The organism is Nostoc sp. (genome assembly GCF_036917935.1).
GTDB lineage: Bacteria > Cyanobacteriota > Cyanobacteriia > Cyanobacteriales > Nostocaceae > Nostoc.
This window is the reverse complement of the sequence record NZ_JBALEL010000006.1, coordinates 97,540-111,781: the sequence shown is the minus strand read 5'-3', so window position 1 is coordinate 111,781 and position 14,242 is coordinate 97,540. Positions and strand designations below refer to the sequence as shown.

The following is a 14,242-nucleotide window of genomic DNA, read 5'->3' as shown; positions in this document are numbered from 1 at the left end:
GTCTGTAACAACTGTGCAATAACGTTAAGCTAGTTGGCTGCGAGAGTCTCAGGGTTACTGACTCCTTTACTTTAATCACTGGCTAGTGTTCATATTGGAGAGTTATACACTGTTTATAAATAATTATCAAGTAGATGAATCAAAGAAAAGTATGCTTATTAACGATGCTGCTTGCAACAGTGGTATTTATTAGTATCATCACATCTAGCCACTCTCTAAAAGCAGCCTCATATTTAGGCAAAGACACGCTGACGATGATTACTTCCCCAGATTATCCACCTTATGAGTTTTATGATACTAAGGGGGGTGAGAGGCAAATTGTTGGCTTTGATGTAGATATTGCCAAAACTATTGCTCAAGAACTAGGATTTAAATTTCAGGTAATAGAATCAGATTTTAATGGATTAATTCCTGCACTGCAAGCGAAGCGGGCTGACTTTGTTATGGCTGGGATGACTCCCACCCCAGAACGTCAGAAAAATGTTGATTTTTCAATCATTTATTACCAAGCAAAGGATACAATTGTCGCTCCCAAAAATAGCAATCTCAAACAGATCCAAGACCTAGCTCTTAAAAAAGTTGGGGTACAACTGGGGACTATCCAAGAGCAAAATGCTAAAAAAATTGCCCAAAAAGTTACAGGGATTCAGCTAAAACAACTCAATAAAGTACCAGAAATAATTCAAGAAATCAAGTCGGGGCGAATTGATGCAGCAATTGTTGAGGAGACAGTTGCTAGAGGATTCGCCCAAGCCAACACAGATTTAGAGTTTAACGTTATTCCCTCTGACGAGTTGAGTGGTTCGGCGATCGCTTTTCCGAAAGGTTCGGGCTTAGTGGAACCTTTTAATAAAGTTCTGCAACAAATGAAGTCCAAAAAAGAACTAGAAAAGTTAGTCACCAAGTGGTTTTCGCAAACTACCTCAACCGCTACCGGATCTGAACCTTCTGCTAAAGGCGGGCTGAATCTAGACTTTACCAGAATTATCCCAGACATTCCCTTTATCCTCAAAGGCATCCCTTTGACGTTGTTATTTACGCTCTTGTCAGTATTTCTGGGGTTAATTTGGGGTACAGTTCTTTCTTTGTGCAAAATCACTGGTATCAAGCCCTTCACGTGGCTTGCCAACGCCTATACCTCTGTATTTCGAGGCACACCCCTGTTGTTACAGTTAGCTTTAGTTTACTATGCAACACCCCAGTTGACAGGTTATGATATCTCGGCTTTAGAAGCAGGGGTGCTAACTTTTACCCTCAACTCTGGGGCTTATATGTCAGAAACCATCCGGGGGGGAATTCAAGCAGTAGATAAAGGACAAACTGAGGCGGCAATGTCTTTGGGTATTCCTTATCGTTTGATGATGTGGGACATAATTATGCCTCAAGCATTGAAGAACATTCTACCTGCATTGGTGAATGAAACTATTGGACTGTTGAAAGACTCAGCTTTGGTATCAACAATTGGTGTAGTGGAAATATTACGCAGTGCCCAAATTGTTGGTGCAAATAAATACATATACTTTGAACCTCTGCTGTTTGCGGGGTTAATCTACTATATTTTAGTTATGGGTCTGACTAAGAGTGCATCCGTTTTAGAAAGGAAGTTAAGACAAAGTGAATAAAGTCGTAATTCGGACAGAATTCTTGTGTAAATCCTTTGGCAAACTCGACGTACTCAAAGATATTTCTACAGAGATTCATCAAGGGGAAGTTGTGGCTATTCTTGGGCCTTCTGGTTCGGGTAAATCTACCTTTCTGCGGTGCATGAATTTGCTAGAACGCCCCACTAAAGGCAGAATTTATTTTCAAGGGCAAGAAATCACTCATCCCAAGGTAAACATTGCTAAGGTTCGTCAACAGCTGGTGATGGTGTTTCAACACTTTAATCTATTTCCCCACATGACAGTATTGCAAAATGTCACCTATGCTCCAATCAAGGTGAAAAGAGTAGATCGACAGTTAGCCGAAAATCAAGGGATGGAGCTATTGACAAAGGTGGGCTTAGAGGAAAAAGCAAATGTCTTTCCATCCAAACTATCAGGAGGACAGAAACAAAGAGTAGCGATCGCCCGCACTTTGGCAATGTCACCAGAGATGATTTTATTTGATGAACCCACCTCTGCTTTAGATCCCGAAATGGTCAAAGATGTACTCCAAGTAATCAAAGATTTAGCTCAAACAGGGATAACAATGGCGATTGTTACCCATGAAATGGGATTTGCTAGAGTTGTAGCTAGTCGAATTATGTTTCTCGATCAAGGAACTTTAGCAGAAGATACTACTCCCGACAAGTTTTTTCAAAATCCTCAGTCCCAAAGGGCCAAGCAATTTTTAGAGGATGTTTGAAAAAGTTAAAAATCATCCCACTCCTCTGACAATGATCCGAATCAGCGCTATATTACTAATGCCCGAATGGCACTAAGAGGATGTTTTAAAAGTTCTCTGGTCGGTAGCAAAACGTTTTAGATCCCCCTAAATCCCCCGATAAATTGGGGGACTTTGATTCCGGTTCCCCACTTTTTAAGGGGGGTTAGGGGGGATCTAGAAGTGCCTAAAATTACAGCCGAACACTTTTAAAACATCCTCTAAGAAAAGCCTAAAGGCATGTGTCGCCTCGTTCCCAGCCTCTAGTAGTCTGTCAAGAACTAATTGACGGATAATTCCCTGTAGAGACGGCGATTTATCGCGTCTCTCTAACCGTCAAAATGAATTTGACAGACTACTAGGCTGGGAATGTATTCAAAGAGGGCTGCTGCCTCCGTCAAGCTACTGGAGGCGGCAGCCCTCCCAGAATCGGTTCCCAGCCTCCAGGCTCTTAACCAGTCAGGGCAAGGGCTATATCTTTTCTTAGTGCCATTAACTAATGCCCCTTGCTGTCTTCTTTTAAGGAAGATAACTTAATCCGCCGACTTTCACGTGATAGTGGCATTAAAACTGGCGCTTGACTTTGAGCGGTGCTTTCTTTAAAGCTTTCTACTACCTGAGATATTTGTGCAATTGTCGGTGCTTCAAATACGCTACGCAAAGGTAACTCCACACGCAAGACATCGCGCACTCTAGAGACAAGCTGAGTTGCTAGTAATGAATGACCGCCTAATTCAAAGAAATTGTCATAAATTCCTACATGCTTGAGTCCCAAAACCTCAACAAAAATTTTCATCAGCACTTGTTCCACAGATGTCCGAGGGGCGATGTAATTTTCAGACAATTGGGGCTTCATTACATCATTGAATGCTCTTAAGGCGCGGCGATTGACTTTACCATTAGCTGTTAGAGGTAAAGATTCTAATACTACAAAAGCTGATGGCATCATGTACTCAGGCAGTTTTTGTGCTACATAAGTCTGCAACTGCGGCACTAATTTACGCGCAGCTTTGGCTTGTAGAGGATTATTGGCGTAAGATTGCCAGGGACGCGAGTGAGCCGTGCTATGTGTAAAAATAGCTCTCTTACCTATTCTATCTTGCCGTACAAAAACCACATCATAGCGTCCTTCAATACTTGAATGTGACCAAGTAATCTCAACTTTGTAAGGGACATCCAGTGTATAAAAATCTTCTGGCTCTACTCCGATATTTTCGAGTTCTTGCAAAGCTTTACGCATTTGACCTACAGTTTTAAAACCTTCTACATCTGATAGCCATTCTACTGTTTTAACAGCTGCCATCACCCGCGGATTAGGTACATTATTAATACATAATATTTCTGGTTGATTCTCAATTAATCGCTGATGTACTGCTGACACTGTTAAATTATCTCCAGACCAGTTTAGTACTGAATAATTTTCAGTATTATTAATAGTTTCATCACCAATATGAAGAATTACATTGTATCGAAATTGGGTTAACTCATTGCGTTCGCGTCCCCGCAACAGTTCAATTTCTACATGGCTAATCTGGGGAAAGTATTGCTTTATTGCACTAAAAAAAGCTGGGTCAATCACCAACTCTGTTTCTTGGAAAATTTGCATTTGAACCCGTTGCTGCAATTCGGATCGGCTGAGGGAAGGTTCAGCTTGATAGAGTTGCACTGAGGCATGGAAAGCTTGCAAAAGTGGCAAACTACGCACATCTCCTATGAAAATAAAACCACCCGAAGCAGTTGCCTTCACAGCACCTTCTAAGACACGAATCAGATAATCAATAGTAGGAAAATACTGTACAACTGAGTTCAAAATTACTGTATCAAAAGCTGCTATTTCTACTTTCTCGAAATCAGTAGCCATTTGCTGGTACAGTGTTACTTGTGGCATTTTCTGCTTTTCTAACTGCTGCTGTATGTAGTTAAGTGAAACTGGGGAAAAGTCTGTTCCCCAATATTTAGTGCAGTCAGGTGCAATTCTGAACAGAATTAAGCCGGTTCCACAACCAATTTCTAACACTCGCTTGGGTTGCAAAGCCAAAATTTGCGCTACTTGGTTATTCACCCACTCACGCATCTGCTCTACTGGAATAGGCTGATTTGTGTAACTACTGTTCCAGCCGACAAAATTGGATGTTGGATTTGAATCAGCCGCAGGTTGATTATAAGTTTCGTTATAGAGCATCTGCCATTGCAAAACCTGCTCATTCTGCAATTGCATTAATTGCCCATTCTCTTGCTCTCTGCTGTATTCAGCTTTCGCTACCACATAAGCTACTAAACGCTTTTCCTGTTCATTTTCACGAATTATTACTACACTTTGCTCTACTCCTGGATGCTGACTCAGTACTGCTTCAATTTCGCCTAACTCAATGCGGTAGCCACGAATTTTTACCTGCTCGTCGAGGCGGCCTAAAAACTCAATGTTGCCATCTACTCGATAGCGGACTAAATCACCTGTTTTATAAAGTCGTACTTTTAACTTATTAGTAAAACTATGAGAAATGAAGCATTCCGCAGTTAAATCAGGACGGTTTAAATAACCTCGTGCCAATCCATCACCACTTATATATAACTCTCCGTAAACGCCAATGGGTACTGGTTGTAAATGTTTATCTAATATGTAAACTTGTGTATTAGCGATCGCACGACCAATTGCAGGTGCTAAATTATCTTTATTCTTAAGAGAAATATCACCAGAAGTTGTCACAACGGTGTTCTCAGTTGGCCCATAATTATTAAATACTTGGAAAGAGTGGGAAGCGAAAGGATATTGATTTAGTTTGTCTCCACCTGTAAGCAATATTCGTAAAGCTGCTTCTTGAGGAAAATCTAACAAGAGAATTTTTTCTGCTAAAGGTGTTGGTAAGAAGGAAATTGTTATTTTTTGTAATATTAACCAATCTCGGAGATATTCAGGCGATCGCCTGATTTCATCATCTACAATATAGATACTTCCTCCAGCACTAAGGTAAGGCCAAATTTCCCAAGCACAAGCGTCAAAGGCAACTCCGGCTATCTGCGTTACTCGGTCAATAGGTGAAACTGCAAAGGCTTTTTGATGCCAAAAAACCAGATTTAATAATCCTCTATGTTCAATTTGTACGCCTTTAGGCTTTCCAGTTGAGCCAGAGGTATAAATGACATAGGCAATATTATTTATTGTAATTTCACTAGTAGGATTATCTTCAATCTCTTGAGCAATAATTGTAGATTCTTTATCTAAACAGATTATTTTGGAATTATAGTTTTTTAGATTTTCAAGCCATCGCTCCTGAGTTAATAAAATTGATACTTGAGCATCTTCAAGCATAAAGTTTAAACGTTCAGATGGATAGCTTGGATCTAGAGGTACATAAGCTCCACCTGCTTTCATGATGCCCAACATTCCGATTACCATATCAAAAGAGCGTTCGACACAAAGCCCTACTAAAACTTCGGTTTTAACTCCTAAATTTTTTAGATAATGTGCAAGTTGGTTACTGCGTATATTTAACTCTTTGTAGCTGAGTTTTTCATCGCCTAATACTAGCGCAGTCGCATCAGTATTCTGTTTGGCAACGCTCTCAAATAACTGATGGATACACTTATCTTGAGGATAGTCTAACTGAGTATTGTTCCATTCAACTAATAAATTATGTAGCTCAGATTCGCTTAAAAGTGGTAATTGGGCAATTGGTTGTTCTGGATTTGCAACTATACCCTCAAGTAATATTTGGAAATGTCCTAGCATCCTGGTGATGGTAGCATCATCAAATAAATCAGTGCTGTAAATTACAAAACCACTAATTGATTCTGAGCTATCTACCCATAAACCATTTTGAGTATTTGGCTCCCACAGATGGAACTCCAAATCAAAGCGTGTTGTTTCCGTATAAAATGGTAGTGGGCTTAAAGTTAAACCAGTTAACTCTAATGCTGACATCGGCGCATTTTGCAGGGCAAACACCACTTGAAACAACGGATTTTGATTCAAATTACGCTCTGGATGTAGTTCCTCTACGAGTTTTTCAAAAGGCAAATCTTGATGAGCATAAGCCCCTAAAGCTACCTCTTTCACACGACTCAATAATTCTCGAAAAGTTGGGTTTCCACTTAAATGGGTACGCAGGACTAAGCTATTGACAAAAAAACCAATTATTCCCTCAATTTCACTACGGTTGCGATTGGCAATAGGTGAACCAATAGCAATATCTTCTTGTTGTGTGTAGCGGTAAAGCAAAACTTTAAATGCTGCTAGTAGGGTTATAAACAAAGTTACCCCTTCTTGCTGTCCGAGAGCTAAAAGTGCTTTGCTCAAACTTTTTGATAATTGCAGAGATTGTCTTGCACCCTGATAAGTTTGAACGGCTAATCTTGGTCTGTCGGTTGGCAGATTTAATATAGAAATGCCGTCTAATTGCTTCTCCCAGTAATTAAGTTGCTTTTCTAATACTTCCCCCTGCAACCATTGGCGTTGCCAGTATGCAAAGTCTGCATATTGGATTGGAAGTTTCGGCAGAGGAGAAGGCTGATTGTTAACAAAGGTTGTGTAGAGTGCCGCTATCTCTTGAATCAACACTCCAATAGACCAACCATCAGAAACAATGTGGTGCATAGTCAGCACCAGGATGTATTGTGTCTCATCCAACCGCAGCAGTTTTACTTGCAGCAATGAATCAGTTGATAAATTGAAAGGACGTTGAGCTTCTTGGGTAGTGAATTGTCGTGCTTGTATTTCTCGTTCGGCTTGTGGCAGTTGCCGTAAATCTATGATTGGTAAAGTAATAGTTAGAGTCGGATTAATTACCTGAACGGGTTGCCCTGACTCGATGACAAAAGTAGTGCGTAAAGCTTCGTGTCGTCGCACAATTTCATTAAAAGTTTGCTCTAGCGCAGCTTGATTGAGCGAACCTGTTAAATGTAGTGCTACTGGAATATTATAGAAAGGATTATTAGGGATTAATTGGTCAAGAAACCACAGCCGTTGTTGAGCAAAGGAGAGAGTCAGATTTCCTGACCGCGAAATAGGTACGAGAGGTCTAAAGCTGTGGTTATTAGTACGATTAGTTACTTTTAAAAATTCAATAATTTCTGCTTTACGCTCTTGAATTTCTGCACGCAGTTCTGCTGTAAGAGTTCCTTCAGGTGCGTTACAGCTAAACTTTTCACCATCCAGAAAAATTTTAATATCTAAGCTACGAAGATAAGATAATAGCTCAACTGTATTCAAAATTATACCCCTTCGGAACAGTTGTTACTTAATAAAAAGCAGCAGGCACAAGGAATATTGTTTGTTAATAGTTATTTTTGCCGCTTTACACTGTTTATCAACTAACCCAGCATTTTTATCATACTTACAACACTGTATAAATCATTCTTGAGAGTGAAAGTTGGATGATTCTAACTATGGTATGAAGCTAAAAGCAGTTAACAAAGTATTGCAAGGTTTAGGCTCATGATATTCATGCCTCATAATTTTTTACTTGTATGGCTGTTTCAAGTGCTGTCCGTTGGGGTACTTGGCGGGGGGATCTACATTCTCTATGAGTGGTATGAACGAGAACTTGTAGGAACGTCCTACTTAGTAGCTGGACTAGTAATGGTTTTGTGGACTTTTGGCGGCCGTTTTATCAGTTTGCCACTGCTGCGCCGTCCTGGGGCCGAGGAACCCAAGTTTATGCGTAGCAAAACCGTGCAGCGCTTGTCACGTCCAGATGGGAGCGTGTTGCAAGTAGAGTTTTTTGGCCCTGAAGATGGTCAACCAATTATCTTGTCACACGGTTGGGGGCCAAACAGTACTATATGGTATTATGCCAAGCGACAATTGAGCGATCGCTTCCGAGTAATTGTTTGGGATCTACCAGGATTAGGAAAATCCGTTAAACCGAAAAACAATGATCACTCTATAGAAAAATATGCCCGTGACTTGGAAGCTGTTGTCGCCATAGCAGGGGATAAACCTGTTATCTTGTTGGGGCATAGCATGGGTGGCATGATTAACCTGACATTCTGTCGCCTGTTTCCAGAGCAATTAGGGAGTCGGGTGGCTGGCTTAATTCTTGTAGATACTACTTACACCAATCCCGTAAAAACTTGTATCTTTAGCAATCTGGTGCGTAAGTTGCAGAAACCGCTACTCGAACCTGTGTTGTACCTGACTACCGTGCTGTGGCCGATTTTTTGGTTGATGACTTGGCTCTCGTATTTGAATGGTTCGCTATACATCACCGTCGAACTGTCTGGATTTACGGGTACTGAAACACGGGGTCAACTAAGTTTTGCCGGTCTATTATCAGCATTGGGTTCGCCTGGGGTTCTGGCTCGTGGCACACTGGCAATGTTCAAATTCGATGAAACAGACACACTTGCAACTATTAACGTACCTGTGTTGGTTGTTTGCGGCAATTCAGATATAGCAACTAAACCCGTGGCGAGCGATCGCATGAAAGCAGAATTGCCTTACTCTCAAAGAGTCACTCTACAACCAGGTGGACACATGGCATTGATGGAACAAAACCAGCAGTTTTCCGAAGCAGTCAGCACGTTTTGCGCTGGCTGCTTATAGCTGCCTTCTTCACGGGCTAGATATACTTAGTACCTTTTGATTAGTTCCAAAGTAGAGGTCGCTCAATTCTTCCAAACAAACATCGGTCTGTGATTCTGGATTACGGAAGTAAGGATGGATGGGAAGGAGTTGGGCGCGATCGCGGGTTTCCGGTGAAGACAGAATCGAATCAAGCAAACTCAGGTAGTTTTCAGCAGTAGATTCCCAAGTGTACATCTTCAACACCCGTTGCTGACCAGCTTGGGCAAAATACTCCCACTCCTGAGCATCACATAGCACCCGCTCCAAGCCCCGTGCAATATCAGCAGGATCTTCTGGGTCAACAAGTACGCCATATTCCTTATTTCCCTGTCGCAAGCTCTCGCTAGGGCCACCGTTCTTAGTTGCTACCACTGGCAAACCTGCAACTGCTGCTTCTAAGGGAGCAAGCCCAAAGGGTTCGTAGAGTGCGGTCAGCGCAAATACTGAGCGGCGTTTAACCATAAACCGATAAGCTGCTGCCAGTGACTCTTGAGACTGATGTGGCAAGCTAAAGGCACTGATTTTGCCCCACAAGTCATTTTCTTTGACCACTTCCCGAATCGGGGCTAATACCTCTTCAGCTATGCCGTCACTAGTTTCCTCTCGTAAAGGATCGTCCAGCCCTCCTGTAAGTATCACCAAGTTAGCTCGTTCCTGAAGAGTTGGACTGATTGCGAAGGCTTGCACTAGCCCTAATATATTTTTTTTAAGCTCTAATCGACTGGATGCTAGGATAACGGGCAAATCTCGACGTGGTTCTGCAATATCCCGTACCAATCGCTCCTGAATGAACTGGTAAGTACCCTCCTCGTTTTCGTAACGCGCTTTTGCACCAAAAATCGAGAAATCTGCCCCCGGTGGAATCACTGCAAAGCGGTTGTCGTTGTCTACATCCACTGCACCACTATAGACTCGATGAGAATACTGTTCAAAACGTTCAAGTCGTGTACTGGTGATATTAACCGCCGAGCGATTCATGCTCAGGCGTTCGGCTAAAATGCGATATCTGAAATTAAATTGCTCGTCTATTTTTGTGAGATTTTCTGGGGTGGCTTCCAGTTTGTCGATCTTTTGAGCGCCGAGAGAATGAGCAGTAAAAGTAAAAGGTATGCCTGTCTCCTCTTCAATTAGAACACCACACAGTCCTCCATCGGCGTAGTGAGCAGTCATAGCATCGGGTAAGCCACCTTGCTGTTGATAAAATTTCAAGATGTTGGGTATCCAATCAGCGACCAGATGAGGCCATAACAACTCTTTAGAAAGAAATTCTTTTGGCCCAGCTGGTAAGCGGATAATGCGGACGTTATCGATCCCTGGATAAGTGTCAATCGCTTGGGCAAACTCTGGCCACTCCGGGTCAATAATTTGACGAGTAATAATATCAACTTTATGGCCCATTTGAGCGATCGCTATGGCGACTTGCTTAACGTAGATTAGCTGACCCCCAAAATCTGGGTGTTTCGTGATGTGGCTATTGCCTGAATCAAAATTGCCTTGAGGGTTGAGAAATCCAATATGCATAGCCCACTTCCTAATACAGGTTGATTTCTACCAGAGATTTTTGCCTGAAGACGGCAGCATAAGAGCTTAGTGAGCTTGTTAAAAACTCCCAAGGCTGAAAAACGCAGACAGTGAGGCTGTAGATAAATACCATCAACAAGTAAGTTAAAGGGTTTTTATTAATTCCCTTTAGAGGATGTTTGAAAAGCCCTCTTGTCGGTATCAAAAGTTCTAGATCCCCCTAAATCGCCCGATAAATTGGGGGACTTTGATTCTGGTTCCCCCCTTTTGAAGGGGGGTTAGGGGGGATCTAAAAGTGCCTAAAGTCACAGTGAAAAATTTTTCAAACATCCTCTTAGCTTAAACCCAGCCAATTCGCGTATCTTCCTCATGCTTAAGTTAATCGTTACTGCGGCTGGCGCACATATACCGGATGACATAAATGCTAAGTTAAAATTCAATGTCTTCTCGCTCTTGTTCCGTAGTTTCAGTTTTATCTGCACCTTTTGCTGCCCAACACATTGTATCAATGCACTTCGCCAGTTGTTCAATAGTTGGTGCTTCAAAGAAATTGCGTACAGTTACATCTATTTGAAAGGTATCTCGGATTCGGGAGATTAACTGAGTCGCCAAGAGAGAATGACCGCCCAATTCAAAGAAATTGTCATGAACGCCTACCTGCTCTTTTACCAATAGTTTAGCCCAAATTTCTTGAAGTAACTCTTCAACTTGCGATCGCGGTGCTACATAATCATATCTATCGAAAGTTACTCTATCGGGTCTAGGTAAAGCCCGACGGTCTACTTTGCCATTAGGTGTTAATGGTATTGATTCCAGTATCACATAAGCAGTTGGCACCATGTATTCTGGTAACTTTTCTTTCAAGAATTTACGTAGTAGAGATGCCAAGTTTGATATTTCTACTACATTAAGAACAATATAAGCCACCAAATACTTATTATCAGGTATGTCCTCATCAGCAATGACCACTGTTTCTCTCACTGCTGGATGTTCACTCAACACCGCTTCAATCTCTGATAATTCAATGCGGAAGCCACGAATTTTTACTTGATTGTCAATCCGGCCTAAAAATTCAATATTGCCATCTGGTAAATAGCGGGCTAAATCACCCGTTTTATAAAGACGTGTTTGGGAATTATTGCTAAAATTATTTGTAATAAAATATTCAGTAGTTAATTCCGTATGATTGAGATATTCTCGTGCCAGACCATCACCACCAATGTATAATTCGCCAATGACGCCAATGGGCAAAGGTTGTAAATGAGTATCTAATATATAAATTTGTGTATTATTGATCGGGCAACCAATAGGAATAGATGTAGCTGATTCTGCTAAACTTTGTATACAGTAGTAAGATGAAAAGGTGGTGTTTTCTGTAGGCCCATAAACATGAATTAAATGCTTTGGCGCACCAGATTTTATAATCTTTTTCACCCATCTCGGATCAACAATCTCGCCACCGAATAGTAAATATCGCAATGAAGCAAAAGCTTGCGGAACATCTCTGGCAATCTGTTGAAATAAAGCTGTTGTCAAAAACAAGACACTAATTTCTTTTTGTTTTAGCTGTAATGCAAATTCATGAGGCGAAAGGATTATATCTTTGCTAATACCCACAAGTTGAGCGCCGTTAAGTAGCGCTCCCCAAATCTCGAATGTTGCTGCATCAAAAGAAGTATTTGAGGCTTGGGCGATTTTATCTAATGGTGACAATTTTATATAGTTTGTATTGCACACTAGCCGATTTACAGCTTTGTGAGTTATAGCCACTCCCTTCGGTTTTCCTGTAGAGCCAGAAGTGTAAATAACATAAGCTAAATTGTTAGATGTAACGCTACTTTCAACGTTATTTTTGTTTTTGTGAGTAATATTTTTCCAGTCTTTATCAATGCAAACGATTGGATTCAAGAAGTATTCAAAAGACTTGAGCAGCTTTTCTTGTGTTAGCAATACTGAAACCTGTGCATCTTCCAGCATAAACTTTAGGCGTTCTTGAGGATAGCTGGGATCTAAAGAAAGATATGCTCCTCCTGCTTTCAGAATGCCTAATAAGCCAACTATCATTTCTATAGACTGTGAAATGCAAATACCTACTAAAATTTCTGAACCTACTCCAATTGTTTGTAAATATTGTGCTAGTTTATTGCTGCGTCTATTCAACTCTTGATAAGTGATTTGCTCATTCCCAAAGATTAATGCTATAGAATCAGGATGATGGTATACCTGTTCTTCAAACAATTGATGGATACACTTATTATCAGGATAAGTAGCGTTAGTGTTATTCCATCCCACTAATATCTGATATAGTTCCGCTTCATTTAATAGCGGTAAATTTTTGAGCCGCTGTTCGGGATTTGCAACAATGCTTGATAACAGAGTTTTAAAATGATCCAGCATCCGACGAATAGTAGCTTGATCAAACAAATCCGTGCTGTAAACTATTACGCCACGGAGTCCTTCAGAATACTCCCAATTTCCACCCCATAAGCTCCTGAAATCATCAGAACACTTCCATAAGTGTAGTTCCAAATCAAAGCGCGTTTTTTTTAAATCAATATTTATAAAGCTAGGCACTAATCCAGGTAGTTCTAGTGCCGACATGGGCGCATTCTGGAAACTAAACACTACTTGAAATAACGGATTATGGCTCAAATTTCGCTCTGGATGCAGTTCTTCAACTAGCTTGTCAAATGGCAAATCTTGCTGACTATAAGCTCCTAGTGTTACCTCTCGTACTCTGCCTAATAGTTCTCGAAAAGTCGGGTTTCCAGCTAAATTACTGCGTAGGACTAAACTATTGACAAAAAAACCAATTAAACCCTCAATTTCGCTGCGGTTACGGTTAGCAATTGGCGAACCTACCGCAATATCTTCTTGATATGTGTAGCGGTAGAGCAAAGTTTTAAATGCTGCCAGCAGCGTCATAAAAAAGGTGACTCCTTCTTGCTGCGAAAGCTTTTCTAGTGCATCAGTTAGCTTTTTTGGTAACTCAAAAAATTGTGTTGCTCCTTGATAGCTTTGTATAGCTAGTCTTGGTTTATCAGTAGGTAAATGCAGCATAGAAATACCATTTAATTGCTGCTGCCAATAAGTTAACTGCGTTTGGAGTACTTCTCCTTGTAGCCACTCACGTTGCCAGTGGGCAAAGTCGGCGTATTGAAGAGGCAGTTCTAACAGAGGGGAAGGCTGATTTTGTGCAAAAGTTGTGTACAGCGTTCCCAGTTCCCGAATCAGCACCCCAATAGACCAATCGTCGCAGATAATGTGGTGCATATTCAGTAATAAAATATATTCTGTATTGGAAAGCACAAGCAACTTCACTCGCAGCAATGGCCCAGAGGATAAATCGAAGGGATGTTCTATCTCTGCGCTAACAATCCTCGTTGCTTCCAACTCTCCTTCATCATCTGGCAGTAGCCGAAAGTCTAATACAGAAATAGGTATTGTTAAGCTAGGTGCAATCGCCTGTAGGGGTTGCCCATCCAAGACTATAAATGTAGTGCGTAAGGTTTCATGGCGACGCACAATCTCGTTAAAAGTCTGTTCCAGTGCCGTTAAGTTAAGCGAACCTGTTAAGCGAATTACTGTCAGCACATTATAAATAGCATTGTCACAGATCAACTGATCGAGGAACCATAATCGCTGTTGAGCAAAAGATACTGGAAAGACGAAGACCTCTTCAGAAGACATATAGCAATCCTAAATCATTTGTGAAAACCTCTCTTTATTCTCTCTGCGTTCTCTGCGCCTCTGCGGTTCGTTATAAAAAATTATTTTATGCCTACGGCAAGC

6 protein-coding genes are annotated in these 14,242 nt (G+C 41.1%); 3 read left to right on the top strand and 3 right to left on the bottom strand.

Annotated elements, in window-relative coordinates; translation table 11 throughout:
• The first annotated feature begins 134 nt into the window (after positions 1 to 134).
• Complete coding sequence (locus V7K62_RS04100; protein ID WP_334861954.1) at positions 135 to 1,622, top strand: ABC transporter permease subunit; 1,488 nt, start codon at positions 135 to 137, stop codon at positions 1,620 to 1,622.
• Complete coding sequence (locus V7K62_RS04095; protein WP_334861952.1) at positions 1,615 to 2,346, top strand: amino acid ABC transporter ATP-binding protein; 732 nt, start codon at positions 1,615 to 1,617, stop codon at positions 2,344 to 2,346. Before V7K62_RS04100 ends, V7K62_RS04095 begins: the two co-directional genes overlap by 8 nt.
• Positions 2,347 to 2,860: 514 nt before the next feature.
• Here the strand turns inward: V7K62_RS04095 and V7K62_RS04090 are convergent.
• Complete coding sequence (locus tag V7K62_RS04090) at positions 2,861 to 7,573, bottom strand: amino acid adenylation domain-containing protein (protein WP_334861950.1); 4,713 nt, start codon at positions 7,571 to 7,573, stop codon at positions 2,861 to 2,863.
• Between the two features lie 234 nt (positions 7,574 to 7,807).
• On the opposite strand from V7K62_RS04090, the gene V7K62_RS04085 reads away from it, so the two are divergent.
• Positions 7,808 to 8,908 (top strand): alpha/beta fold hydrolase, encoded by a 1,101-nt coding sequence (locus V7K62_RS04085; RefSeq protein ID WP_334861948.1) that lies wholly within the window; start codon positions 7,808 to 7,810, stop codon positions 8,906 to 8,908.
• A gap of 9 nt (positions 8,909 to 8,917) precedes the next feature.
• Here V7K62_RS04085 and V7K62_RS04080 read toward each other — a convergent pair whose 3' ends face one another.
• Complete coding sequence (locus V7K62_RS04080) at positions 8,918 to 10,450, bottom strand: glycosyltransferase (RefSeq protein WP_334861946.1); 1,533 nt, start codon at positions 10,448 to 10,450, stop codon at positions 8,918 to 8,920.
• 429 nt (positions 10,451 to 10,879) lie between these two features.
• Positions 10,880 to 14,140 carry a non-ribosomal peptide synthetase gene (locus tag V7K62_RS04075; RefSeq protein WP_334861944.1) on the bottom strand — a complete coding sequence of 1,087 codons (3,261 nt, stop codon included), beginning with the start codon at positions 14,138 to 14,140 and terminating at the stop codon, positions 10,880 to 10,882.
• Positions 14,141 to 14,242 lie beyond the last annotated feature (102 nt).